At 71.5% G+C, this 23,905-nt stretch carries 21 protein-coding genes; 13 read left to right on the top strand and 8 right to left on the bottom strand.

The annotated features are described in order from the left end of the window. The first annotated feature begins 116 nt into the window (after window positions 1-116). Window positions 117-593, top strand: a complete 477-nt coding sequence (locus tag L3078_RS31435) for a MarR family winged helix-turn-helix transcriptional regulator (RefSeq protein ID WP_045558902.1) — start codon at window positions 117-119, stop codon at window positions 591-593. Between the two features lie 120 nt (window positions 594-713). Here L3078_RS31435 and L3078_RS31430 read toward each other — a convergent pair whose 3' ends face one another. Further along, window positions 714-2,141 carry a sensor histidine kinase gene (locus tag L3078_RS31430; RefSeq protein WP_239757323.1) on the bottom strand — a complete coding sequence of 476 codons (1,428 nt, stop codon included), beginning with the start codon at window positions 2,139-2,141 and terminating at the stop codon, window positions 714-716. Then, window positions 2,138-2,806: a response regulator transcription factor gene (locus tag L3078_RS31425; RefSeq protein ID WP_239757322.1), complete on the bottom strand. Its 669-nt coding sequence runs from the start codon at window positions 2,804-2,806 to the stop codon at window positions 2,138-2,140. The genes L3078_RS31430 and L3078_RS31425 overlap by 4 nt, the downstream gene beginning before the upstream one ends. Window positions 2,807-2,988: 182 nt before the next feature. Between L3078_RS31425 and L3078_RS31420 the strand changes: the two genes are divergently transcribed. Continuing rightward, window positions 2,989-3,705: a PepSY domain-containing protein gene (locus tag L3078_RS31420; protein ID WP_239757321.1), complete on the top strand. Its 717-nt coding sequence runs from the start codon at window positions 2,989-2,991 to the stop codon at window positions 3,703-3,705. Between the two features lie 206 nt (window positions 3,706-3,911). On the opposite strand, the gene L3078_RS31415 is transcribed toward L3078_RS31420, so the two are convergent. The 3 genes from L3078_RS31415 to L3078_RS31405 form a co-directional block, all read right to left on the bottom strand. Then, window positions 3,912-5,189 carry an MFS transporter gene (locus L3078_RS31415; protein WP_239757320.1) on the bottom strand — a complete coding sequence of 426 codons (1,278 nt, stop codon included), beginning with the start codon at window positions 5,187-5,189 and terminating at the stop codon, window positions 3,912-3,914. Window positions 5,190-5,476: 287 nt separating this feature from the next. Then, the gene (gene meaB, locus L3078_RS31410) at window positions 5,477-6,433 is read right to left on the bottom strand and encodes a methylmalonyl Co-A mutase-associated GTPase MeaB (RefSeq protein ID WP_239757319.1); all 957 of its coding nucleotides are present in this window, start codon (window positions 6,431-6,433) and stop codon (window positions 5,477-5,479) included. Between the two features lie 62 nt (window positions 6,434-6,495). Then, the gene (locus L3078_RS31405; RefSeq protein WP_239757318.1) at window positions 6,496-7,698 is read right to left on the bottom strand and encodes an acetyl-CoA C-acetyltransferase; all 1,203 of its coding nucleotides are present in this window, start codon (window positions 7,696-7,698) and stop codon (window positions 6,496-6,498) included. 148 nt (window positions 7,699-7,846) lie between these two features. Here L3078_RS31405 and mce point away from each other — a divergent pair, with 148 nt between their 5' ends. From mce to L3078_RS31370, 7 genes are all read left to right on the top strand, one after another. Further along, window positions 7,847-8,287 (top strand): methylmalonyl-CoA epimerase, encoded by a 441-nt coding sequence (mce, locus tag L3078_RS31400; protein ID WP_239757317.1) that lies wholly within the window; start codon window positions 7,847-7,849, stop codon window positions 8,285-8,287. Window positions 8,288-8,562: 275 nt separating this feature from the next. Then, window positions 8,563-12,414 carry a polarized growth protein Scy gene (scy, locus tag L3078_RS31395; protein ID WP_239757316.1) on the top strand — a complete coding sequence of 1,284 codons (3,852 nt, stop codon included), beginning with the start codon at window positions 8,563-8,565 and terminating at the stop codon, window positions 12,412-12,414. A 257-nt stretch (window positions 12,415-12,671) separates the two neighbouring features. Next, a complete protein-coding gene (locus L3078_RS31390) occupies window positions 12,672-13,610 on the top strand; it encodes a coiled-coil domain-containing protein (RefSeq protein WP_013000631.1) in 939 nt (312 codons plus the stop codon). A 180-nt stretch (window positions 13,611-13,790) separates the two neighbouring features. Then, the gene (locus tag L3078_RS31385; RefSeq protein WP_239757315.1) at window positions 13,791-14,765 is read left to right on the top strand and encodes an ATP-binding cassette domain-containing protein; all 975 of its coding nucleotides are present in this window, start codon (window positions 13,791-13,793) and stop codon (window positions 14,763-14,765) included. Then, a complete protein-coding gene (locus L3078_RS31380; protein ID WP_239757314.1) occupies window positions 14,762-15,532 on the top strand; it encodes an ABC transporter permease in 771 nt (256 codons plus the stop codon). Before L3078_RS31385 ends, L3078_RS31380 begins: the two co-directional genes overlap by 4 nt. Window positions 15,533-15,712: 180 nt before the next feature. Further along, the gene (locus tag L3078_RS31375) at window positions 15,713-16,990 is read left to right on the top strand and encodes an ABC transporter ATP-binding protein (RefSeq protein ID WP_239757313.1); all 1,278 of its coding nucleotides are present in this window, start codon (window positions 15,713-15,715) and stop codon (window positions 16,988-16,990) included. After that, on the top strand, window positions 16,987-17,853 hold the full coding sequence (locus L3078_RS31370; RefSeq protein WP_239757312.1) for an ABC transporter permease subunit: 867 nt from the start codon (window positions 16,987-16,989) through the stop codon (window positions 17,851-17,853). The genes L3078_RS31375 and L3078_RS31370 overlap by 4 nt, the downstream gene beginning before the upstream one ends. Window positions 17,854-17,884: 31 nt before the next feature. On the opposite strand, the gene L3078_RS31365 is transcribed toward L3078_RS31370, so the two are convergent. Next, on the bottom strand, window positions 17,885-18,235 hold the full coding sequence (locus L3078_RS31365; protein WP_239757311.1) for an ATP/GTP-binding protein: 351 nt from the start codon (window positions 18,233-18,235) through the stop codon (window positions 17,885-17,887). A 221-nt stretch (window positions 18,236-18,456) separates the two neighbouring features. Here L3078_RS31365 and L3078_RS31360 point away from each other — a divergent pair, with 221 nt between their 5' ends. Then, complete coding sequence (locus L3078_RS31360; protein WP_239757310.1) at window positions 18,457-19,485, top strand: LLM class flavin-dependent oxidoreductase; 1,029 nt, start codon at window positions 18,457-18,459, stop codon at window positions 19,483-19,485. Window positions 19,486-19,582: 97 nt separating this feature from the next. On the opposite strand, the gene L3078_RS31355 is transcribed toward L3078_RS31360, so the two are convergent. Then, window positions 19,583-19,975: an SCO5389 family protein gene (locus tag L3078_RS31355; protein ID WP_005480204.1), complete on the bottom strand. Its 393-nt coding sequence runs from the start codon at window positions 19,973-19,975 to the stop codon at window positions 19,583-19,585. A 395-nt stretch (window positions 19,976-20,370) separates the two neighbouring features. Between L3078_RS31355 and nucS the strand changes: the two genes are divergently transcribed. Next, window positions 20,371-21,042 (top strand): endonuclease NucS, encoded by a 672-nt coding sequence (gene nucS / locus L3078_RS31350; protein WP_239757309.1) that lies wholly within the window; start codon window positions 20,371-20,373, stop codon window positions 21,040-21,042. A 195-nt stretch (window positions 21,043-21,237) separates the two neighbouring features. Here nucS and L3078_RS31345 read toward each other — a convergent pair whose 3' ends face one another. Beyond that, on the bottom strand, window positions 21,238-21,861 hold the full coding sequence (locus tag L3078_RS31345; protein ID WP_239757308.1) for a MerR family transcriptional regulator: 624 nt from the start codon (window positions 21,859-21,861) through the stop codon (window positions 21,238-21,240). 90 nt (window positions 21,862-21,951) lie between these two features. Between L3078_RS31345 and L3078_RS31340 the strand changes: the two genes are divergently transcribed. Together L3078_RS31340 and L3078_RS31335 are read left to right on the top strand one after the other, a co-directional pair. After that, window positions 21,952-22,353 (top strand): DUF3291 domain-containing protein, encoded by a 402-nt coding sequence (locus tag L3078_RS31340; protein WP_239757307.1) that lies wholly within the window; start codon window positions 21,952-21,954, stop codon window positions 22,351-22,353. 56 nt (window positions 22,354-22,409) lie between these two features. Continuing rightward, window positions 22,410-23,867 (top strand): MFS transporter, encoded by a 1,458-nt coding sequence (locus L3078_RS31335; RefSeq protein ID WP_239757306.1) that lies wholly within the window; start codon window positions 22,410-22,412, stop codon window positions 23,865-23,867. Window positions 23,868-23,905 lie beyond the last annotated feature (38 nt).

The following is a 23,905-nucleotide window of genomic DNA, read 5'->3' as shown; positions in this document are numbered from 1 at the left end:
ACATCGAACGTGTGCGCGTTGTCATGCTCCAACCCGTAAGACCCGACCTGTCCGTACGAGTGACACCACCGAACCCTCACTAGTTCGCCTTTCAACATTTTAGGTAGACTTCATTCATGGAGACCGAAACGGCCACGCGCTGGCTGACCGATGCGGAGCAGTGCGCCTGGCGCACCCATCTGGACGTCAACAGGCTGCTGACGCACCAGCTCGAAAGGGATCTGCAGCCGTTCGGCCTGACAATGAACGACTACGAGATCCTGGTGAACCTCTCCGAGTCGGAGGGGCGGCGGATGCGGATGAGCGACCTCGCCGCCGCCACGCTCCAGTCCAAGAGCCGTCTCTCGCACCAGATCACCCGGATGGAGAACGCCGACCTGGTGCGCCGGGAGAACTGCGAGTCCGACCGGCGCGGGCTGTTCGCCGTGCTCACGGAGCACGGCATGGCGACGATGCAGCGGGTGGCGCCGCATCATGTCGCGTCCGTGCGGCGGCACTTCATCGATCTGCTGTCGGAGGAGGCGATGGAGGAGCTGCACAAGTCGCTGGTGCCGATCGCGGAGCACCTCCGGAGCCACCGGGGTAAGCCGTAGCGCTCCGCTCGGGGGCCCGTTGAGCGCCGGGGGGCTGCGGGTCGAGTGTCGGCCGCGGGTTCGTCGTGGCTGGTCGCGCAGTTCCCCGCGCCCCTGGGTGACCGGCGGCCCCGAGGCGCCCTAGCTCTCCCGGGGCAGCCGGAGTTCGAAAAGGGCTCCGCCGCCCGGGGCGTCTGCCACTGTCAGGGTGCCGCCGTGGCGGGTCGCGATGTCTCTGGCGATCGCGAGGCCCAGGCCGGCGCCGCCGTCGTCCCTCGCGCGGGACTCGTCCAGGCGGACGAAGCGTTCGAAGACGCGTTCGCGATCGGCCGGCGGGACGCCCGCGCCGTCGTCCACGACCTGGAGGACCGCCCAGTCGGGCGTGGTGCGCAGCGTGACGGCGACACGGTCCCGGGCGTGGCGGGCGGCGTTGTCCAGGAGGTTGCCGAGGACGCGGCAGATCTGGTTGCGCGAGCCGCGCAGCTCCACGGAGTCCACGCCGTCCAGCGTCACGCCCTCCCGGGACGCCACCTCCTCCCGTACCACCCTCGCCAGGTCGAAGCGCGCGTCCGGCGGCGGCCGCTCCCCCGCGTCCAGCCGGGCGAGCAGCAGCAGGTCGGCGGCGAGGCTCTGCAGCCGCACGGTGTCCTCGACCGCCCCGTCCAGGTCCAGCAACTCCGGGTGCGCGGCGCCCACTTCCAGCTGGGTGCGCAGCGAGGCGATGGGGCTGCGCAGTTCGTGCGAGGCGTCCGCGACGAACGCGCGCTGCCGCTCCACCGAGGCCTCCAGCGCGGCCAGCGTCTCGTTGGTGGTGCGCGCGAGCCGGGCGACCTCGTCGTGCGTGTCCGGCTCGGGGACGCGTCGGGAGAGGTCCTCGGACGCGGTGATCGCCGCCATCTCCGAACGGATGCCCTCGACGGGGCGCAGTGCTCGGCGGGTGACGACGTACGTCACCCCACTCACCGTCAGCAGCAGCAACGGCAGCCCGATGAGCATCGTCGTCAGCGCGGTGCCGACGGCATCCTCCTCGGTGGAGAGCGGGGCACCCGCGTAGACGGTGAGGGGCACGCCCGCCGGCGTGACCACGTCGACCCCGGCGAACCGGTAGTCCGCCGTGACCCCTTCGACGGTCGCGGAACCCTCGCCGTACCAGGTCTCGTCGGCGACCTCGCCCGCCTTGAGGCTGCCCCCGTCCTCGGCGTCCTGGTCGCCTTCCGCCCGGTCGTCGGCGTCGTCGTTGGTCTCGGAGTTCAGCCGGTCCGAGTCGATGGCGGTCACGTCCATGCCCTCGACGTCCTCGCCGACCGCGACGGGCTTCTCGTTCCGGTCCAGGACCTCGACCGGGTTCTCGTCGCCGTCCGGCAGCCTCAACTCGGCGTAGGCGAACCCGTTCGCCAGCGCGGAGGCCGCGTTGCGGGCCACGGAGTCGGCCTCCGCGTCCGCCTTGTCGGTGAGGGTGAACCGCAGTGACAGCAGCACGGCGGCCCCGGCGGCGACCAGCGCCACGGCGACGACGACGGTCGCGGCGAGGGTCGCCCGGGCCCGTACCGAGCCGAGACGGCGCTTCATGAGCGGCCCTCCAGTCTGTAGCCGGCCCCGCGGACGGTCTTGATGAGCGGGGAGCCGAGCTTGCGGCGCAGCGCGCTGATGTAGACCTCGACGATGTTCGGGTCGCCGTCGTAGGCGAAGTCCCAGACGTGCTCCAGGATGTCGGCCTTGGAGACGACCTCACCGGCTCTCAGGACGAGTTGCTCCAGGACGGAGAACTCCTTGGTGGTGAGAGTGATCTCGTCGTCGGCGAGGAACACGCGCCGGGCGGCCGTGTCGACCTTCAGCTCGCCGACCTCGTGCACGGGCGAGGCGCCGCCCGAGGGGCCGCGCCGCCGCAGCAGCGCCTTCACCCGGGCGACGAGGACGACGTACGAGAACGGCTTGGTCAGATAGTCGTCGGCGCCCGTGTCGAGGCCCTCGGCCTCGTCGTACTCGCCGTCCTTGGCCGTGAGCATCAGGATCGGCACGTCGTGGCCGGCGGCCCGCAGGGCGGCGCAGACGCGGTAGCCGTTCATGCCGGGCAGCATGATGTCGAGGATCACGAGGTCGTACGACCCCTCGCTCGCCCGGTGCAGTCCGTCGATCCCGTCGTGGACGACGTCCACGGCGTACCCCTCGGCCGTCAGGCCCTTGGCCAGCGACACCGCGAGCCGCTTCTCATCTTCCACGATCAACAGGCGCATGCGTTCAGCTTGGCAAACCGAACCTGAAGCGGTCTTCAGGGGGCTTCAGGTCCGCTTCAGCGTCGGTCGGCCAGATTGGTCCACGTCGAAAGCAGACGAGGCGGATAAGCCGGACAAGCCCCGCTGCGACCGGCGACAACATCCGTTACTGGTCGCAGCCAGTCGCATTCTGGAGGAACCTCATGAAGCGCAACATCGTCATCGCCACCATCACGGCCGTCGCCCTGATCGGCGGCGGCACCGCGACCGCCATCGCGGTCTCGGGTGACGACGAGGCGCCGGCGAAGAAGACCGTGTCGGTGTCGAACGACGACAACGACCGCGACGACGCCAACGACGTGAACGACGACTCCGACGACACCGCCCAGGACAAGGCGGACGACAAGGCCGAGGACCAGGCCGCCCGCGACACGGACCAGGACGCCGACGACAAGGCCGAGAACGCGGCCGAGGCGAAGGCCGGTCAGGTCACGGCCGCCGACGCGATCGCCACCGCGCTGAAGGCCAAGGCCGGTACGGCCGTCTCCGCCGACCTCGACGACGAGGGCACGAACCTGGTGTGGGACGTCGACGTCCTGACCGCCGGTGACAAGTGGTTCAGCGTCCAGGTCGACCCGAGCACCGGCAAGGTCCTCGGCACGCACGCCGACCGCGACGACGACGGTGACGACGCCGCCGAGACCGCGCAGATCCGGGCCGCGCTGAAGGGCAGCTCCGTGACCGCCGCCGAGGCCGCCGAGGCCGCCGCCGGCAAGGGCACCGTGACCTCCGTGGACCTCGACGAGGAGAGCGCCGACCAGGCCTGGGAGGTCGACACCACCGCTGCCGACGGCACCGGCAGCGACTGGAGGGTGAACCCCGACTCCGGCAAGCTGACCGCCGACCGCACGGAGGACTGACCTCCCGCGGTCTCCGCGAACCACCGGGAGGACGGACCCGGCCGACCCCCTCGGCCGGCAGCCACCTCCAGGAGGACCGGCGCTCTCCCCCCACACCACGGGAGCCCGACCCCCTCCTTCCACACCGGGAAGCCCGCCACCTCGCTCCCCCCAGAGGCACGCGGCCTTCCTCACCCCCAGGTAGGGGCACCCGGCACCGGGTGCCCCTACCGCCGTTCGCGCGGTCGGCTCACCTCACGGCCTGCCTCCCCTCCGGCTGCTGCCTCCGGGGCCGCCGCACGGCCCCGTCGGCTCCCCAGCCCCACGACGACCGCCGCGAGCAGCGCCGCGCCCCCCGCCAGGGCGAAACCGAGGGCGGGGGAGAACCTGGTGACCAACAGCCCCGAGGCGGCCGCTCCCGTCGAGATCCCCGCGTTGACGGCCGTGTTGACCCAGGCGCCGGACCGGGTGCGGGCGGTGGGCGGGGCGGAGGCGTCGGCGACGAGGTACGCGGTGGTGAGGGCCGGGGCGACGAAGGCACCGGCGCAGACCACCACGCCGGTGAGGACGGCGAGGTCCGGGGCGAGCCCGGCACCGGCGAGGGCGAGGCCCAGCCCCGCCGTCAGCAGCGCCAGCCGGACGCGGGCGCCGGAGCGCCAGCCGACCGCGCCGTACAGCAGCCCGCCCACCGCGCTCCCGGCGGACAGCGCGGCGAAGATCCAGGCCACCACGTCGTCCCCGTGGCCCCGCTGTTCGGCGAAGGCCAGCACCAGCAGGTCGAGCGCGCCGAGCGACAGCCCGACGCCACCGGCCGCGACGACCGGCGGCACGATCCCGGCGACGCCCCACGAACCCCGTCGGCCCCCGGGCTCCTTCTGGACCGTGCTCCGCCCCGGCACGCGCGCCACGGCCGGGGAGGCGACGAACCCGAAGGTCCCGGCCACCACCAGCACGGCACCCAGGGCCACGGCGGCGGCCGGAGCGGCGATCTGCACGACCCCGCCCACCAGCAACGGCCCCGACACGAACAGCAGTTCCTCCGCGACCCCGTCGAGGCTGTACGCGCGCGGCAGCAGCCCCCGGTCCGCGGCGAGGTCGCTCCACACCGTGCGCATCGTCGGCCCGAGCGGAGGCGTACAGGCACCGGCCGCCACCGCGACCGCGCCCAGCAGGAGGGGCGGGGCGCCCGGCCGCCAGGTCGACACCGCCAACAGCCCGAGCAGCACGGCGTAGAGCGAGGCCATCGGTGGCAGCGCCCGGCGGGGGCCGTACCGGTCGACGAGCGCCGCCCTCGCGGGCGACAGGAGGACACTGGTGGCCCCGAACAGGGCCATGACCGTGCCGGCGACGGCGTACGAGCCCGTCGCCCGGGTCACGGCGAGCAGCACGGCGACCGGCACCATGCCGTAGGAGAGCCGGCCGACGAGTGCGGCGGCGAAGGTGCGGCGGGCGTACGGGAGGCGGAGCACCGCCGTGTACGACGGCCGCGGGGAGGTCGCGGACATGCGAAAGGTTCCTCACCGGGAGGCGTGAAAGGGACACCGATGCCCGCACGACGACGGCACGTCGCCTGCGGGGGGCGTCTCTACGCAAGGTGAGTGAACACGCGGCCAAGCTAGCAGCTCGGGGGTGTGGGGGCGCCCCTGGAAGGCCTGCGGCCATTCCATAGGGGCGCGGGGAACTGAGCGAACGGGGTCCGGGGCGGAGCCCCGAGTCTTTGACGCGGGGGTCGTAGGGGCGCGCAGCCCCTGGGATGGGACGGGTAGGGGCGGCGGGGGCGAAAAACCCTTGGTCAGCCCTCCGTCAGGCCGGCCACCAGTTCATCCGCCGCCCGATACGGATCCAGCTCGCCCGTCACGATGCGCTCGGCCAGGGCATCCAGCCGACGGTCACCGTGCAGGTCCCCGATCCGCTCCCGCAGCGCGGTCATCGCGATCGCTTCCACCTCACGCGCCGCACGCGACCGGCGTCGCTCCGCGAGAACCCCCCGCTCCTCCATCCACGCCCGGTGCTTCTCCAGCGCCTCCACGACCTCGTCGACCCCCTCGGCCCGCGCCGCGACCGTCTTGACGATCGGCGGGCGCCAGTCGCCGGGTCCCCGGGACTCGCCCAGCCCGAGCATGTGGTTCAGCTCGCGCGCGGTCGCGTCCGCGCCGTCCCGGTCGGCCTTGTTGACGACGTAGACGTCGCCGATCTCCAGGATCCCGGCCTTGGCCGCCTGGATGCCGTCCCCCATGCCGGGGGCGAGGAGCACCACGGACGTGTCGGCCTGGGAGGCGATCTCCACCTCGGACTGGCCGACCCCGACCGTCTCGACGAGGATCACGTCGCAGCCCGCCGCGTCCAGGACCCGGATCGCCTGTGGGGCGGCCCAGGCGAGGCCGCCCAGATGACCACGGGTCGCCATCGAACGGATGTACACGCCGGGGTCGGAGGCGTGGTCCGACATCCGCACCCGGTCGCCGAGCAGCGCGCCACCGCTGAAGGGCGAGGACGGGTCGACCGCCAGCACCCCGACCCGCTTCCCGGCTCTGCGGTACGCGGTCACCAGCGCCGACGTGGACGTGGACTTGCCCACGCCGGGCGAGCCGGTGAGACCCACGACGTACGCCCCGCCCGTGAGCGATGCCAGCGCGGCCATGACCTCGCGCAGCTGCGGGGACGCCCCCTCCACCAGGGAGATCAGCCGGGCGACGGCCCGGGGCCGCCCTTCCCTGGCCTGTGCCACCAGCGTGGGGACGTCCTGCATCACAGCTCCGATCCGAATGCCGGGAAGACGGGTGACCTCGTACGCGAGGACACCGACGGGCCTCAGGCCTTGGGTACCCGCACGATCAGCGCGTCACCCTGACCACCGCCACCGCACAGCGCGGCCGCGCCGACACCGCCGCCGCGCCGCTTCAGTTCCAGGGCGAGGTGGAGGACGAGCCGGGCGCCGGACATGCCGATGGGGTGCCCGAGAGCGATCGCACCACCGTTGACGTTCACCTTTTCCGGGGACACGCCGAGGTCCTTCATTGACTGCACGGCGACCGCGGCGAAGGCCTCGTTGATCTCGATGAGGTCCAGGTCCGCCACCTCCAGCCCGTCCTTCTTCAGGGCGTGCTGGATCGCGTTCGACGGCTGGGACTGGAGCGAGTTGTCCGGCCCGGCCACGTTCCCGTGGGCGCCGATCTCGGCGAGCCAGGTGAGGCCCAGCTCCTGCGCCTTGGCCTTGCTCATGACGACCACGGCCGCGGCGCCGTCGGAGATCTGCGAGGCGGACCCGGCCGTGATGGTGCCGTCCTTGGCGAAGGCCGGGCGCAGCTTGCCCAGCGACTCGGCGGTCGTCTCGCCCCGGATGCCCTCGTCCTGGCTGAAGACGACCGGCTCGCCCTTGCGCTGCGGGATCTCCACCGGGGTGATCTCGGCGTCGAAGAGGCCGTTCTTCTGCGCGGCGGCGGCGCGCTGGTGGGACAGCGCGGCGATCTCGTCCTGCTCGGGGCGGAGGATGCCGAGGCGGGTGTTGTGCTTCTCCGTCGACTCGCCCATGGCGATGTTCTCGAAGGAGTCCGTGAGCCCGTCGTGCGCCATCGCGTCGAGCATCTGGATCGCCCCGTACTTGTAGCCCTCGCGGGACTTCGGGAGCAGGTGGGGGGCGTTGGTCATGGACTCCTGGCCGCCCGCCACGATCACGTCGAACTCGCCGGCGCGGATCAGCTGGTCGGCGAGCGCGATGGCGTCGAGGCCGGACAGACACACCTTGTTGATCGTGAGCGCGGGCACGTTCATGGGGATGCCGGCCTTCACCGCGGCCTGGCGTGCCGGGATCTGCCCCGCCCCGGCCTGGAGCACCTGACCCATGATCACGTACTGGACCTGGTCGCCACCGATCCCCGCACGGTCGAGGGCGGCCTTGATCGCGAAGCCGCCGAGGTCGGCTCCGGAGAAGGACTTGAGCGAACCGAGCAACCGTCCCATGGGCGTCCGGGCGCCCGCGACGATCACCGATGTATTGCCGTTCGAACCAGACATGAGGTGCGATCCCCTTCCAGCTTTGCAAGCCGAGGAGTGAACGAGGGTTTACTTCGAATGTACTGAGTGGCACTCCGTGCCGTCATCGGGCTGTCGGTGTGATCGCGCGCACGTTGCGTAACCGTCGCGGGAGCGCTGCACTGACACCATGCTGACGCGAATCGACCACATCGGAATCGCCTGTTTCGATCTCGACGCCACCGTCGAGTTCTACCGGGCCACGTACGGCTTCGAGGTGTTCCACTCCGAGGTCAACGAGGAGCAGGGCGTGCGTGAGGCCATGCTCAAGATCAACAGCACGGACGACGGCGGCGCCTCCTACCTGCAGCTTCTGGAGCCGACCCGGGAGGACTCCACCGTCGCGAAGTGGCTGGCCAAGAACGGCGAGGGGGTCCACCACATCGCCTTCGGTACGGCGGACGTCGACGGCGAGGCGGCCGCGATCAAGGACAAGGGCGTACGCGTCCTGTACGAGGAGCCGCGAGTCGGTTCCATGGGGTCACGGATCACGTTCCTGCACCCCAAGGATTGTCATGGCGTACTGACAGAACTGGTCACTTCGGCGCCAGTTGAGTCACCTGAGCACTGACCCCCGTACATATGGGCCGGTAGGGTTGGGGTCGGCCGTCGCCTTCGCGGGGACGGCCCGGGTCCTGCCGCCTTCCGAGGAGCGGGATCCAAGGGCGCCGCGGAGATCCATCAGCGGCCGCCCGAGGGCCGGGGTCCAGGTTTCGGGGGACGAGGGTGAGGGCGGCAGCCCGTGCTCCGCCGTTGATCTGACACCATTCCCCGGGGGCACCGTTCGGCGGTTGGACGGAGCTCGTTTGCCAGAGGTTGCGACCAGGGGACGGATGGGACCGCGCAGTGCGGGGCTACGAACGCCAGGAGCGAGAGCCGGCGGCTGACGTCGACCACCTCTCTCGGTTCGAGGCCGAGATGGAGCGGCTGAAGACCGAGCGGGAAAAGGCGATCCAGCACGCCGAGGACCTCGGCTACCAGGTCGAGGTGCTGCGCGCCAAGCTGCACGAGGCGCGCCGCACCCTCATGTCCCGGCCCGCCTACGACAGCGGCGGCGACCTCGGGTACCAGGCCGAGCAGATGCTCCGCCAGGCACAGATGCAGGCCGACCAGCTGCGCGCGGACGCCGAGCGGGAGCTGAGCCAGGCCCGGGCGCAGACACAGCGGATCCTCCAGGAGCACGCCGAGCAGGCCGCGCGGCTCCAGGCGGAGCTGCACCAGGAGGCGGTCACCCGCCGCCAGCAGCTCGACCAGGAACTCTCCGAGCGCCGCCAGACGGTCGAGTCGCACGTCAACGAGAACGTGGCGTGGGCCGAGCAGCTGCGCGCCCGCAGCGAGTCCCAGGCCCGCCGACTCGTCGACGAGTCGCGCGCGGAGGCCGAGCAGGCGCTGGCCGCCGCCCGCGCCGAGGCCGAGCGGCTCGCCACCGAGGCCCGCCAGCGGCTCCAGAGCGACTCGGAGGCCGCTCGCAGCGAGGCCGACCAGATCCTGCGCCGGGCCCGCGCCGAGGCCGAGCGGCTGCTGAACGCGGCGTCCACGCAGGCCCAGGAGGCCACCGAGCACGCCGAGCAGCTGCGCACCTCCACCGCCACCGAGTCGGACTCCGCGCGCCGCCAGGCCGCCGAGCTGAGCCGGACCGCCGAGCAGCGCATGGCGGAGGCGGAGGCGGCGCTGCGCGAGGCGCGCGCCGAGGCCGAGAAACTGGTCACGGAGGCCAAGGAGAACGCGGCCAAGGTCGTCACCGCCGCCGAGACGACCAACGAGCAGCGCACCCGTACGGCCAAGGAGCAGGTCGCCCGGCTGGTCGAGGAGGCCACCAAGGAGGCCGAGGCCACCAAGGCATCCGCCGAAGAGGTCGTCGCGGACGCCAGGGCCGAGGCGGAGAAGCTGCTCGCCGAGGCCGCCGAGAAGGCCCGCTCGATCACCGCGGAGGAGTCCGCCTCCCAGCTCGCCAAGACGGCCAAGACCGCCGAGGACGTGCTGAACAAGGCGTCCGAGGAGGCCCGCAACACCACCAAGGCCGCCGCCGAGGAGGCCGAGCGCATCCGCGCCGAGGCCGAGGCGGAGGCGGACCGGCTGCGCGCCGAGGCCCACGACCTCGCCGAACAGCTCAAGGGTTCGGCGAAGGACGACACCAAGGAGTACCGCGCCAAGACCGTCGAGCTGCAGGAGGAGGCGCGCCGGCTGCGCGGCGAGGCCGAGCAGCTGCGCTCCGACGCGGTCGCCGAGGGCGAGCGGATCCGCTCCGAGGCCCGGCGTGAGGCCGTCCAGCAGATCGAGGAGGCGGCCAAGACCGCCGAGGAGCTGCTCGCCAAGGCCCGCACGGACGCCGACGAGCTGCGGCAGACGGCCACCGCGGACAGCGAGAAGGTCCGTACCGAGGCCATCGAACGTGCTTCGACGCTGCGCCGTCAGGCCGAGGAGACGCTGGAGCGGACCCGCAAGGAGGCCGAGCGGCTGCGCGCCGAGGCCGAGGAGCAGTCCGAGGAGCTGAAGGCCGAGGCCGAGCGGGCCGCCCGTGAGCTGCGCGAGGAGACCGAGCGCGGCGTCGAGACCCGCAAGGCGGAGGCGGCCGAGGAGCTGACCCGGCTGCAGGGCGAGGCCGAGGCGCGGCTGGCCTCCGCCGAGGAGGCGCTCACCGACGCCCGCGCCGATGCCGAGCGGATCCGCCGCGAGGCCGGCGAGGAGAGCGACCGGCTGCGCTCCGAGGCCGCCGAGCGCATCCGTACGCTCCAGGCGCAGGCCGAGGCCGAGATCGAGCGGCTGCGCGACGAGGCCGCGTCCGACGCGTCCGCGTCCCGCGCCGAGGGCGAGGCCGTCGCCGTACGGCTGCGGTCGGAGGCCGCGTCCGAGGCCGAGCGGCTGAAGTCCGAGGCGCAGGACACCGCCGACCGGGTACGGGCGGAGGCGCAGGCCGCGGCCGAGCGGCTCGCCACGGAGGCCTCGGAGACGCTGGCCGCCGCGCAGGAGGAAGCCGCCCGGCGCCGCCGCGAGGCCGAGGAACTGCTCGGCGCGGCCCGGCAGGAGGCCGACCAGGAGCGGCTGCGGGCCCGCGAGCAGAGCGAGGAACTGCTGGCCTCGGCGCGCAAACGCGTCGAGGAGGCCCAGGCCGAGGCCGTACGGCTGGTCGAGGAGGCCGAGCGGCGCGCCATGGAGATGGTGTCTGCCGCCGAACAGCACGCCCAGCAGGTGCGGGACTCCGTCGCCGGGCTGCACGAGCAGGCCCAGGAGGAGATCGCCGGGCTGCGCAACACGGCCGAGCACGTGGCGGACCGGATGCGCCGCGAGGCCGAGGAGGAGTCGGACCGGGTCCGCGCCGACGCCTACGCGGAGCGGGAGCGGGCCACCGAGGACGCCAACCGGGTGCGCCGCGAGGCTCGGGAGGAGTCGGAGGCCGCCAAGTCGCTCGCCGAGCGCACGGTCGCGGAGGCCATCGCCGAGGCCGAGCGGGTGCGTTCGGATGCCTCCGAGCACGCCCAGCGGGTCCGTACGGAGGCCTCCGACACCGTCGCGCGGGCCGACCAGGACGCCTCGCGCACCCGTGCCGAGGCCCGTGAGGACGCCAACCGCATCCGTTCGGACGCGGCGACCCAGGCCGACACCCTGATCACCGAGGTGACGGCCGAGGCGGAGCGGCTGACCCGGGAGACCAACGAGGAGGCCGAGCGGGTCCGGGCAGAGTCCGTCGCCAAGGCCGACCGGCTGATCGGCGAGGCCACCGACGAGGCCGAGCGGCTGCGGGCCGAGGCCGCCGAGACGGTGGGCTCCGCACAACAGCACGCCGAGCGGGTCCGGGCCGACGCCGAGCGCGCGCGGGCCGAGGCGGAGGCCGAGGCCGACCGGCTCATGGCGCACGCCCGCGAGGAGGCCGACAACACCCTCGACCAGGCCCGCAAGGACGCCAACAAGCGGCGTTCCGAGGCCGCCGAGCAGGTCGACAAGCTCATCTCGGAGACGGCGGCCGAGGCCGACAAGCTGCTCACCGAGGCGCAGACGCAGGCCCTGCAGACCACCGCGGACGCCGAGGGGCAGGCCGACTCCATGGTCGGCGCGGCCCGCAAGGAGGCCGAGCGGCTGGTCGCCGAGGCGACCGTCGAGGGCAACTCCACGGTGGAGAAGGCCCGTACGGACGCCGACGAGCTGCTCATCGGCGCGCGCCGCGACGCGACCGCCATAAGGGAGCGGGCCGAGGAGCTGCGTGACCGGATCACGGCCGAGATCGAGGCGCTGCACACGCGGGCCCGCCGCGAGGCCGCCGAGACGATGAAATCCACCGGTGACCGCTGCGACGCGCTCATCAAGGCCGCCGAGGAGCAGTTGGAGAAGGCGACGGCGAAGGCCAAGGAGATCGTTTCCGAGGCGAACTCCGAGGCCGGCAAGGTGCGTATCGCCGCGGTGAAGAAGGCCGAGGGTCTGCTGAAGGAGGCCGAGCAGAAGAAGTCCACGCTCGTCCGCGAGGCCGAGGAGCTGAAGGCCGAGGCGATCCGTGAGGCCCGCCGCACGGTCGAGGAGGGCAAGCGCGAGCTGGAGGTGCTGGTCCGCCGCCGCGAGGACATCAATGCGGAGATCTCCCGTGTCCAGGACGTCCTGGTCGCGTTGGAGTCTTTTGAGGCCCCGTCGAGCGGCAAGGACGGTGGAGTCAAGACGGGCGCCGCGGCGGGTGCGACCCGTTCGGGTGGCAAGTCGTCAGACGGCTAGCGGTGCCGGGGTGTTGCGGGTATCTTCCCGCCCCGCCCTGGCTCTACGGACATCAATTTGTGCTCGTTCTGTGCTTGCCATCTGTGCCGTCTGTGCTTTCAGGGCCTTTACGCAAAGTTTCTGGCAAGTATTCCGATGGTCGGCCACTCAAAAGGGGTGTCATTCTCCAGATCAAACGTGCATCTGCTCGATGACACGCCGCTTCGCCCCCTAGGATTCCACCTATCACCTCACCGGTCTCATTCGACAGGAACCCCATGAGCGACACTTCCCCCTACGGCTTCGAGCTTGTGCGGCGTGGATACGACCGCGCTCAGGTGGACGAACGTATCTCCAAGCTCGTCTCCGACCGTGACTCCGCTCTCGCCCGCATCACCGCCCTGGAGAAGCGCATCGAGGAGCTCCACCTCGAGACGCAGAACGCCCAGGCCGCGGTGACCGACGCCGAGCCGTCCTACGCCGGTCTCGGCGCGCGCGTCGAGAAGATCCTCCGCCTCGCCGAGGAGGAGGCGAAGGACCTGCGCGAGGAGGCCCGCCGCGCCGCCGAGCAGCACCGTGAGCTCGCCGAGTCGGCGGCCCAGCAGGTGCGCAACGACGCGGAGTCCTTCTCCGCGGAGCGCAAGGCCAAGGCCGAGGACGAGGGCGTCCGGATCGTCGAGAAGGCCAAGAGCGACGCGTCGCAGCTGCGTGCCGAGGCGCAGAAGGACGCGCAGTCCAAGCGCGAGGAGGCGGACGCCCTCTTCGAGGAGACCCGTGCGAAGGCCGCGCAGGCCGCCGCCGACTTCGAGACGAACCTCGCCAAGCGTCGCGAGCAGTCCGAGCGCGACCTGGCCTCGCGTCAGCAGAAGGCGGAGAAGCGTCTCGCGGAGATCGAGCACCGCGCGGAGCAGCTCCGCCTGGAGGCCGAGAAGCTGCGCACCGACGCCGAGCGCCGCGCCCGCCAGACGGTGGAGACCGCGCAGCGTCAGGCCGAGGACATCGTCGCGGACGCGAACGCCAAGGCGGACCGGATCCGTTCGGAATCCGAGCGCGAGCTGGCGGCGCTCACCAACCGTCGCGACTCGATCAACGCCCAGCTGACGAACGTGCGCGAGATGCTGGCGACCCTCACGGGTGCGGCGGTCGCCGCCGCGGGCACGCCGGTCACCGACGACGAGCCGATCTCCCGCGGGGTTCCGGCGCAGCAGTCCCGGTAACACGGTCACCTGCCGTCCCACCGGCCGAGGCACCACGGGCCCGCGTCTCCCCTCCGGGGGGCGCGGGCTTCGGCGTTCCGGTGTAGCTGCGGTCGCGCAGTTCCCGCGCCCCTGAAAAGCGGGGCGGCGGTCACCAGTGCTCCGGTGGCAGGGCCCCCGGCACCGTTTTAGCGTGGCCGCATGATCGAGCTCGACGGGCTGACCAAGCGGTATGGCGAGAAGGTCGCGGTGAACAATCTGACTTTCGCCGTGCGGCCCGGGATCGTGACCGGTTTTCTCGGACCCAACGGAGCCGGGAAATCGACGACGATGCGCATGATCCTGGGGCTGGACCGCCCGACGGCGGGGGACGTCCGGATCGACGGCACGCACTACGACCGCCTGAGGGACCCGCTGACGTACATCGGCGCGCTGCTGGACGCCAAGGCGATGCACGGCGGCCGCAGCGCCTTCAATCACCTGCTGTGCCTCGCGCAGAGCAACGGCATCCCCCGGGCCCGGGTGCACGAGGTGCTGGACACGGTCGGACTGACGTCGGTCGCGCGGAAGAAGGCGAAGGGGTTCTCGCTCGGCATGGGTCAGCGGCTCGGCATCGCCGGCGCGCTGCTCGGCGATCCGCGGATCCTGATGTTCGACGAGCCCGTCAACGGCCTCGACCCCGAGGGCATCCACTGGATCCGGAACCTGATGAAGTCCCTCGCCGCCCAGGGCAGGACCGTGTTCGTGTCGTCGCACCTGATGAGCGAGATGGCGCTGACCGCCGACCACCTCGTGGTGATCGGACAGGGACGGCTCCTCGCCGACACCTCGATGGCACAGTTCATCCAGCGGAACTCACGGTCGTACGTACGGATCCGCACCCCCCAGCGGGAACAGCTGCTCGACGCGCTGCACGCCGTCGGGGTGCTGGTCGAGGAGGCGGGTGACGGGGCGCTGGAGGTGGACGGCGGGAAACCGGAGCAGATCGGCGAGCTGGCCGCCGAGCACCGGATCGTGCTGCACGAGCTGAGTCCCCAACAGGCGTCGCTGGAGGAGGCGTTCATGCGGCTGACCGCCGAGTCGGTGGAGTACCACGCGCACGACGGCACCCCGGTGGTGAGCCCGCCCCCGGCGCCCGCCTGGGGCGCCGGCTGGAAGCGGGAGGGCCGGCCGTGACCGCGGCCCAGGTCGTCCGCTCGGAGTGGACCAAGATCCGTTCGGTGGCGTCCACGGTGTGGACGCTGTCGCTGGCCGGGATCGTCACGATCGCGCTCGGCGTGCTGATCTCGCTGCTGTCGAAGAACGAGTTCGACAGTCTGAGCCGCGACGACCGGCTCTCGTTCGACCCGACGTTCATCAGTTTCGCGGGGATGACCCTCGGCCAGCTGGCGATGATCGTGTTCGGGGTGCTGGTGGTGTCGAACGAGTACAGCACCGGCATGATCCGGACCTCGCTGGCCGCCGTGCCGCAGCGCGGCACGTTCCTCTTCAGCAAGATCGCGGTGGCCACCGCCCTCTCCTTCGCGGTGGGGCTCGTGACCAGCTTCGTGACGTTCTTCCTGGGGCAGGCGATGCTCGGCTCGCACCGGGCCGAGATCGGCGATCCGGGTGTGCTGCGGGCGGTCTTCGGCGGCGGGCTCTACATGACCCTGATCGCGATGTTCTCGATGGGCGTCGCGGCGATGCTGCGCAGCCCGATGCTGTCGCTGGGCATCCTGATGCCGTTCTTCTTCCTGATCTCCAACATCCTGGGCAACGTCGCCGCCACCGAGAAGGTCGGCCGCTACCTCCCCGACCAGGCCGGCAGCAAGATCATGCAGGTGGTCACCCCGGTCGACGACGACACGCCGTACGGGCCCTGGGGCGGTCTCGGCATCATGGCGCTGTGGGTGGCGGCGGCCCTGCTCGTCGGCTATGTGTCGCTCAAGAGGCGCGACGCGTGAGCAGGTCCTGACCAGCGGTTACGTACATGCCAAAACAACCGGCCGGTGACCTGCGCGGTTTTACTTCCTCTTGGCCGGAACCGTCAGCGCCCCGATAAGCTCCTAATCCTTACGGGGGCGTGCGCCCCGACGTCCTGAGACGATTCCGAGACGTCACGAACCGTTCGATGGGTGCGGAGCATGATCGAGGCAGTCGGCCTGACGAAGCGCTATGGCGCCAAGACGGCCGTGTACAACCTTTCCTTCCAGGTGCGGCCGGGGGCCGTCACCGGCTTCCTGGGCCCCAACGGCTCGGGCAAGTCGACGACGATGCGCATGATCCTGGGCCTGGACAATCCCACCTCCGGGCAGGTGACGATCGGCGGCTATCCGTACCGCAAGCTGCCGAACGCGGCCCGTCAGGTCGGTGCGCTGCTCGACGCCAAGGCGGTGCACGGCGGCCGGCACGCCCGCAACCACCTGCTGTCCCTGGCCCAGCTGTCGGGCATCCCAGCCCGCCGAGTGGATGAGGTGCTCGGGGTCGTCGGCCTCCAGGACGTCGCCAAGAAACGCTCCAAGGGCTTCTCGCTCGGCATGGGCCAGCGGCTCGGCATCGCCGCCGCCCTGCTCGGCGACCCCCAGGTGCTGCTCTTCGACGAGCCGGTCAACGGCCTCGACCCCGAGGGCATCCTCTGGGTCCGCAACCTGATGAAGGCGCTGGCCGCCGAGGGCCGTACCGTCTTCGTCTCCTCGCACCTGATGAGCGAGATGGCGGTGACCGCCGACCACCTCATCGTGATCGGTCGCGGGCAGCTGCTCTCCGACATGAGCATCAAGGACTTCATCTCGGCGAACTCCGCCGACTTCGCGCGCGTACGGACGCCGGACAGCGAGCCGCAGCAGCGCGAGAAGCTGTCGGCGGCGCTGACCGAGGCGGGGGGCCAGGTGCTGCCCGAGCAGGACGGGGCACTGCGTGTCATGGGTCTGCCGCTCCCCCGGATCAGCGACCTCGCGCACGGCGCCGACGTACGGCTGTGGGAACTGTCGCCGCACCAGGCCTCGTTGGAGGAGGCGTACATGCGGATGACGCAGGGCGCCGTCGACTACCGCTCGACGACCGACCAGAAGGCCGGTCTCCAGCAGCCCCTGCCGCCCGGCGCGCAGCCGCCGATGCCGGTGCCCGGACAGGGGCAGCCGGGCTGGTACGCCCCGCCGGCACCGCAGCAGGGCGGCCAGCCGTACGCACCGCAGGGCCACCCGGCACCGCAGGGCCAGCCGTCGGCCGGTCCGTACGGCGCTCCGGCTCCCACGGCGCCCGCTCCGGCGCCCGCGCAGCCCCAGGCGAACCCGTACGCCCAGTCCGCGCCCCCGTCCGCGCCCCCGGCGCCCGCGCAGCCCGCCGCCGCGCCGGCCCCCTCCCCCGCACCCGCGGCCCCCGCGCCCGCCGCCGACCTGACGAAGTCCGAGGACGCCCGATGAGCACGCCCCAGCCGCCCGTCACGCAGCAGCCGCCCGCCCCCAACTGGCAGGGCGCGCCGGGCACTTCGTACACCTCGCCGATCCCGGTCGTGCGCACCCACCTCGGGCACGCGCTCTCGTCCGAGTGGACGAAGATCAAGTCGGTCCGTTCGACGATGTGGACGCTGGGTGTCTTCGTCGTCCTGGTGATCGGCCTCGGTCTGCTCTTCGCCCTGATCGCCTCCTCCACGGACATGAACCTGGAGGGCGAGTCCCCGCTCGGTCTCGGCCTGTTCGGACTGATGATCGGCAGCGTCTGCGTCATCACGCTCGGGGTGCTGACCACCGCGTCCGAGTACGGCACGGGAATGATCCGGACCACGATGACGGCCTGCCCGAGCCGTGGCCGGGTGCTGCTCGCGAAGGCCATCGTGTTCTTCGCCCTCACCTTCACGGTCACCCTGGTCACCACCGCGTTCGTCGGCTTCGCCCAGGTGGCGATCCTGGAGGGCAACGGCGTGCTGAACCCCGACGGCGAGGAGTGGTTCAAGGCCACCGTCGGCGTGAGCCTCTTCCTCGCGCTCTTCGGGCTGCTGTCGCTGCTGATGGGCTCACTGATCCGGCACTCCGCCGGTGCGATCACCATCATGCTCGGCGTCTTCCTCGCGCCGCTGGTCATCGCGATCTTCATGTTCTCGGAGTCGCTGAAGGACGTGCAGGAGTTCCTGCTGGAGTACTCGATCCCGAGTCAGCTGAGCGTCTTCTACGGCGCGGAGCTCAGCCAGACCGGCCCGTCGGGCTGGGACCCGCTGTGGATCATGCTCGGTCTGGTGGCGGCCGCGTTCGTCGGCGCGTACGCCCTGCTGGAGAAGCGGGACGTCTGACCGGGGACTACGACCGAGGGTCCGCGAGGTGTCAGAACCTCGGCGCGTTACGGGACCGCTGCACCCGCGAGGTGCGGCGGTCCTTCGCGTTCCAGCAGGCCTTGTGCCAGTGCCGGCGCTCGTCGACGCCCGAGTGCTCGGGCCAGGCGACGACGTGCGGCACCCCGGAGGGGATCATCTGGTCGCAGCCGGGGCAGCGGTAGGTCTTGCCGGCCGCGCTCGCGCCCGCCACATGGCGCACGCTCCACTCCTCGCCCCGCCAGGGCTCGCTGGTCTGCCAGCCGCCGTACCGGTCCGACCGGTCCTCGTCCGCGCTGCGGCCTGACGGACCCGACGGGCCCGACGCACCAGAGTCCTTGGGGCGGTTGCGACGCGGGGACACGGAACACCTCACGGGGCTATACAGGGAGCAGGGTTGGCATCCAGCCTACGCGGGCCCGGTGGGGGTATGCGTACGTGACCAATCCCCTCAGAACGCCCTCCGCCCGGCCCATTCTGCAGACAATCCGCAAATCTCGTCGCCAGGCCGTGTCTTCGGCACGTGTCACGGGGTTATGCCGGTGGGGGAGCTCCCGAGTCGGAGCCGAGGAAGCAGGAAGAGCGATGCACGTAGGAACATTTGTACTGGGCGCCCAGTTCCCCGGCCAGGGCCAGGGGGAGGCGCTCCATCGGGCGGTGCGGACCGCCGAAGTGGCGGACGAGGCAGGGCTGGACGCGGTCTGGCTGGCCGAGCACCACTTCGTGCCGTACGGCACCTGCCCGTCGGCGATCACCCTCGCCGCGTTACTGCTGGGCCGCACCCGGCGTATCCGGGTCGGCACGGCGGTCAGCGTGCTGCCCACCGTCCACCCCGTGGCCCTGGGCGAACAGGCCGCGCTGCTGCATGTGACCTCCGGCGGACGCTTCTCCCTGGGCGTCGGGCGCGGCGGGCCGTGGGTCGATCTGGAGGTCTTCGGCTCCGGGCTGGAGGCGTACGAGAAGGGCTTCCCGGAATCACTCGATCTGCTCATGCGCTGGCTGCGGGAGCCCACGGTCTCGGCGTCGGGGGAACGATTCAGCTTCCGTGAGGTGCCCGTCGTCCCGAGGCCCGCGGAGGACCTGGACGAGACACCGGGTCCGGAGGTCGTCGTCGCCTGCACCTCGCCGACGAGTGTGAAGCTGGCCGCCGAGCGCGGGCTCTCGATGCTCCTCGGCATGCATGTGGGCGACGAGGAGAAGGCCGAGATGGTCGCGCTGTGGCGCACCTGCGCCCGGGCGGCGGGCCGTTCGCCGGAGGAGATCTCCGGCGCGGCCCATGTCTCGGCCGGCGTCTGCCAGATCGCGGACCGGCGCACCGACGCCGTGGAGGCGCTCACCAAGGCGATGCCGGGCTGGCTGAAGCAGGGGCTCGACGCGCATGTGACCGTCGACGGCCGCGCCCGCGCCATGCGGGACCCGTTGGCCTACACCGAACTGCTCTGCGGGCTGCACCCGGTGGGGACGCCGCGGCTGTGCGCCGACCGGCTCGCGGCGACCAGCGAACGGACGGGCATCTCCCGGTTCGCCCTGCTCGTCGAGGGCTCCGGCGATCTGGCGGCGACGGAGGAGAACGTACGGCGACTCGGTGCCGAGGTGCTGCCTCACCTCGGCTGAGCCACTGCGACTGCGCTTACGACTGCGGGGAGCTTGCCGCCCCGGTTACCGATGCACCTCCCGCGATGGGAGCGGCAAGCTGTGGCGCTTCATGCCCTCAGCAGTCCCGGAGTTCCGGGGACTGGTTGAGGAGTTGACCGCGGATCGAGGTGAAGCGGGCCAGCCTGTCGTCCACGGACGGGTCCAGTGGGAACACCGCCACCCGGTGGCAGTTCTGGAAGGCCAGCCGTACACCGAAGTGCCGCTGAAGCGCGCCGCGAATCGCGTCACTGGCGAGCGCGCGGAGCAGTTGCCCGCGCGCCTGCTCGTCCGGCGGGGGCGTCTGGTTGTCGGCGAACTCTCCGCCGTCGACCTTCAGCTGGGCCACCAGAGAGCTGATCATCTCCCACGCGTAAGGCAGGGAGGTCCGGACGCAGTCGACGAAGGCGGCTTCGTCGACCTCGCCTCGCTCGGCCTGTTCGAGTAGGGCCGGTGAGACGTCGAGCGACATGGGTTCTCCTCTCGCACCCCCACAACAACAGGGGTTGACGGACAGGGGCGGAGATCGGGTCGGCGAACACGCAGAGTGCACGCTTCGCGACCTCCAGTTTCTACCGTAAGCAACCGAAGGTGACCGCACCAGGAGATTGCGCGCACCGACAGGGCCTGTGACGCACACAATCAGCCAATGCCGAACAGGAGTTGACAGCGGCACATGCCGGGGGACGACGAAGGCCCACGTGAGGGGCGGGAGAGCGTGACGGAGGGCGACAGTCGGCGGGCGGGTTCGGCGGTGTCGTCGAACGGTGCCCGGGGAGGAGCGACGGCGGCGGAGCGGGCTCCGGTGAAGGCTGTCGCGGCGGTCGAATCGCGCGCACCCGTCGGCGTCGAGTAGCGTTGCCGACCATGCGTCTCGTCATTGCCCGCTGCTCCGTCGACTACGCGGGCCGGCTCACCGCCCATCTCCCCTCGGCCCCTCGCCTGATCCTGGTGAAGGCGGACGGCAGCGTCTCGATCCACGCGGACGACCGGGCCTACAAGCCCCTCAACTGGATGTCGCCGCCCTGCACGCTGAAGGAGGGTTCCGGGGACGAGGAGGGCGTCTGGACCGTCATCAACAAGGCGGGCGAGAAGCTCATCATCACGATGGAGGAGGTCCTCCACGACTCCTCGCACGAGCTGGGTGTCGACCCGGGGCTGATCAAGGACGGCGTGGAGGCGCACCTGCAGGAGCTGCTCGCCGACCGCATCGAGACCCTGGGCGAGGGCTACACCCTCATCCGCCGCGAGTACATGACCGCGATCGGCCCCGTCGACATCCTGTGCCGGGACGCCGACGGCGCGACCGTCGCGGTGGAGATCAAGCGGCGGGGCGAGATCGACGGCGTCGAGCAACTCACGCGCTATCTGGAGCTGTTGAACCGCGACCCGCATCTCGCGCCGGTCCGCGGCATCTTCGCCGCCCAGGAGATCAAGCCCCAGGCCCGGGTCCTCGCCACCGACCGCGGCATCGGCTGCGCGGTCCTCGACTACGACGCCCTGCGCGGCATCGAGGACGACAAGCTGCGCCTGTTCTAGCCGCACCCCCTCCCGTGCCCGCGAATCGACCCGCGGGCGCGGGAGTGGCCCCTGCCGCATGGCCTCACTCGGATGAAATCGCCGGGTCCCACGGGGCACCGATCGCCGGGCGATCCCCGCCGCCGCACCGGAACCGGATCCCAGGTCGACCGGTTCACGAACTGCCGCAGGTTCTGCTCGCCGCCTAACGGAGTCCTACTGGTCCCCGGCGTACCGGCGTGCCGACTCGTTCTCCTGGGCCATGCGCCTGAGCGCCAGCAGCGCGGGCTCCAGGAGGACGGTCAGCAGGAGGGCGCGCTCGGCGGCCTCCAACGAGTCCTCGATCCCCTCCAGTTGGTCGAGGTCGAGGGTCGCGGTGCGCTCCGCGAGGCGGGCGTACGGCAGCAGCACCTGCCAGTCGAGCGGGGCGCCGAGGGTCCGCAGCGTGGTCAGGGTCTCGGCCAGCGCCACGCGCGCGGGTGCCGACTCGTGCACGTTCCACCCCAGCTCCTCGACCAGGGCGTCCACCTTCCCCGTCTCCGAGGGCGCCTCGGCGGCCTCCTCGGTGAGCCGGATGGCCCCCAGGGCGAGGCCCAGCTGCAGATGGGTGTCGCCGGCGTGCTCCGCCAGCGCGCCCAGCAGCTCCCGGGTGGTGCTGACGGACAGCCCTCGGACGCCGATCAGCGCACGGATCAGCCGGAGCCTGCGCACATGGCTCTCGTCGTACTCGGCCTGCGTCGCCGAGATCTGCCGTCCGGCCGGGAGCAGCCCCTCGCGGAGGTAGTACTTGATCGTCGCGACGGAGACATCGCTGCGGCGGCTCAGCTCGGAGATGCGCATCGGTCGCCCCCAGCACTAGAAGTTGGATACCTTCACTGTCTAACATAGATAGTGAAGGTATCCAACATCTCCTCGGAGAGGGCCACAGTCATGCCCACCCTGCGCTGGACCACGGTCAGCACCCCCGCACCGGACACCGAGGCGTTCGTCATGGCCTCGCGCTTGGAGGTCCGCTCGCTCAAGGACGTACCGCGGTTCTTCCTCCAGTCCCTGTCCGCGTGGAAGCAGGTCTCCGGCGCGCCCGGGGCCTACGGCGCCTCACTGATCGCCGAGCCCCTGAAGCGCACCTTCTGGACCCTGTCGGCGTGGGAGGACAAGGAGGCGCTGTACACGTACGCGAGGACCGAACCGCACCGGTCGATCATGAACGGCCTGCGGCCCACGATGAAGGACTCGGTCTTCACCTTCTGGCAGGTCCCCTCGGCCGATCTGCCCATCGCCTGGCCTGACGCCCGGCGCCGCCTCGCCGAGCAGGCGCAGAGCACCTCCTGATCCCCCGGCCGCGCCTTCCGCGCCTTCCGCCGCCTTCCGCCAGAGGAGACCCCACCATGACGTTGTCCGGAGAGAACGCCGTTCTCGACAGTCCCGCCCCGGAGCCGGCCGCCCCCGGCGAGCGGCGCGTCCCCCTGTGGCTCGCCGTCGTCGCGTGCAGCCTGCCCATGTTCATGGTCGCGCTCGACAACCTCGTCGTCTCCACGGCCCTGCACACCCTGGCCGTCGACCTGGAGGCGAACACCCAGCAGCTCCAGTGGTTCGTCAACGCCTACGTCCTCAGCTTCGCCTGTCTGTTGATGACCGGCGCGGCACTCGGGGACCGCTTCGGGCGCCGCATGGTCTTCGTCGTCGGCGTCGTCGTGTTCACGCTGGCCTCCATAGGCTGCGGCCTGTCCGACACCAGCGCCCAGCTGATCACCTTCCGCACGCTCCAGGGCTTCGGCGCGGCCGCCGTCATGCCGCTGTCGCTGACCCTGTTGTCCCAGGCGGTCCCCGAGCGCCTGCGCGGAATGGCGCTCGGCATCTGGTCCGGGGTGAGCGGCCTGGCCGTGGCCATGGGCCCCGTGGTGGGCGGCGCGGTGGTCGACGGCCTCGACTGGCGGTGGATCTTCTGGATCAACGTGCCGGTGTGCGTGATCGCCGTCCCCCTGGTCCTGATGGCCCTGCGGGAGAGCTCCCTGCCCGGCGCGCGCCTCGACCTGGTCGGCATGCTGCTGGCGGCGGCCGGGCTGTGCGCCGCGGTGTGGGCGATCGTGCACGGCGAACCCGACGGCTGGGCCTCGGCGAAGGTCCTGGGCGCGTTCCTCGGCGGCACCGTGCTGCTGGTCGCCTTCGTCGCCTGGGAGGCCCGGTCCCCCGAACCCATGCTGCCGCTGTCCTTCTACCGGGTACGCGCCTTCACGCTCACCAACGTCGTCTCGGCGACCATGTACTTCGGCGTGTTCGGCTCCCTGTTCCTGCTGGCCCAATACCTCCAGCTCGTGCCGCCGCGCACCCCGCTGGAGGCCGGCGTCCGCACCCTCGCCTGGACCCTGATGCCGATGTTCGTCGCCCCCGTCGCCGGGCTCCTCACCGACAAGGTCGGCGGCGGCCGTCTGATGGCGCTCGGCCTGTTCCTCCAGGGCGTGGGGCTCGGCTGGATCAACCTGGTCGCCGGCACCGACACGCCCTACTCCGCCCTCGTCGGCCCGATGATCGTGGCGGGCATCGGCATGGGCTTCGTCTTCGCCCCCACGGCCGCGGTGGTCCTGGGGTCGGTCGCCAAGGAGCACGCGGGCAAGGCGTCCGGCGCCAACACCACCGTCCGCGAGATCGGCGGCGCGCTCGGCATCGCCGTGCTCAGCACCGTGTTCGTGGCCTACGGCAGCACGCGGAGCCCTCAGGAGTTCGTCGACGGTCTGCGGCCTGCGGTGTGGGTCGGCGTCGCGGTGGTGCTCGCCGGCGCCCTGTGCGCGCTCGCCATTCCCCGCCACCCGCGCCCGGCGACGACGACCGCGCCCGACGGCGACTGAACCGGCCCCGCGAGGCGCGGTGGCCGCCTCCATGGGCG

It is taken from the genome of Streptomyces deccanensis (assembly GCF_022385335.1).
GTDB lineage: Bacteria > Actinomycetota > Actinomycetes > Streptomycetales > Streptomycetaceae > Streptomyces > Streptomyces deccanensis.
The sequence above is the reverse complement of the archived record's forward strand: the minus strand, read 5'-3'. Positions and strand labels throughout refer to the sequence as shown.

Bases quoted from the DNA above. Each gene is read 5' to 3' on its own strand.
- L3078_RS31415 (WP_239757320.1), bottom strand. From the start codon at position 5,189: ATGTCCGCGACCTCCCCGCGGCCGTCGTACACGGCGGTGCTCCGCCTC.
- mce (WP_239757317.1), top strand. From the start codon at position 7,847: ATGCTGACGCGAATCGACCACATCGGAATCGCCTGTTTCGATCTCGAC.
- nucS (WP_239757309.1), top strand. From the start codon at position 20,371: ATGCGTCTCGTCATTGCCCGCTGCTCCGTCGACTACGCGGGCCGGCTC.
- L3078_RS31435 (WP_045558902.1), top strand. From the start codon at position 117: ATGGAGACCGAAACGGCCACGCGCTGGCTGACCGATGCGGAGCAGTGC.
- L3078_RS31385 (WP_239757315.1), top strand. From the start codon at position 13,791: ATGATCGAGCTCGACGGGCTGACCAAGCGGTATGGCGAGAAGGTCGCG.
- L3078_RS31335 (WP_239757306.1), top strand. From the start codon at position 22,410: ATGACGTTGTCCGGAGAGAACGCCGTTCTCGACAGTCCCGCCCCGGAG.
- L3078_RS31355 (WP_005480204.1), bottom strand. From the start codon at position 19,975: ATGTCGCTCGACGTCTCACCGGCCCTACTCGAACAGGCCGAGCGAGGC.
- L3078_RS31370 (WP_239757312.1), top strand. From the start codon at position 16,987: ATGAGCACGCCCCAGCCGCCCGTCACGCAGCAGCCGCCCGCCCCCAAC.
- meaB (WP_239757319.1), bottom strand. From the start codon at position 6,433: ATGCAGGACGTCCCCACGCTGGTGGCACAGGCCAGGGAAGGGCGGCCC.
- L3078_RS31405 (WP_239757318.1), bottom strand. From the start codon at position 7,698: ATGTCTGGTTCGAACGGCAATACATCGGTGATCGTCGCGGGCGCCCGG.
- L3078_RS31390 (WP_013000631.1), top strand. From the start codon at position 12,672: ATGAGCGACACTTCCCCCTACGGCTTCGAGCTTGTGCGGCGTGGATAC.
- L3078_RS31340 (WP_239757307.1), top strand. From the start codon at position 21,952: ATGCCCACCCTGCGCTGGACCACGGTCAGCACCCCCGCACCGGACACC.
- L3078_RS31430 (WP_239757323.1), bottom strand. From the start codon at position 2,141: ATGAAGCGCCGTCTCGGCTCGGTACGGGCCCGGGCGACCCTCGCCGCG.
- L3078_RS31360 (WP_239757310.1), top strand. From the start codon at position 18,457: ATGCACGTAGGAACATTTGTACTGGGCGCCCAGTTCCCCGGCCAGGGC.
- L3078_RS31420 (WP_239757321.1), top strand. From the start codon at position 2,989: ATGAAGCGCAACATCGTCATCGCCACCATCACGGCCGTCGCCCTGATC.
- L3078_RS31345 (WP_239757308.1), bottom strand. From the start codon at position 21,861: ATGCGCATCTCCGAGCTGAGCCGCCGCAGCGATGTCTCCGTCGCGACG.
- L3078_RS31425 (WP_239757322.1), bottom strand. From the start codon at position 2,806: ATGCGCCTGTTGATCGTGGAAGATGAGAAGCGGCTCGCGGTGTCGCTG.
- L3078_RS31375 (WP_239757313.1), top strand. From the start codon at position 15,713: ATGATCGAGGCAGTCGGCCTGACGAAGCGCTATGGCGCCAAGACGGCC.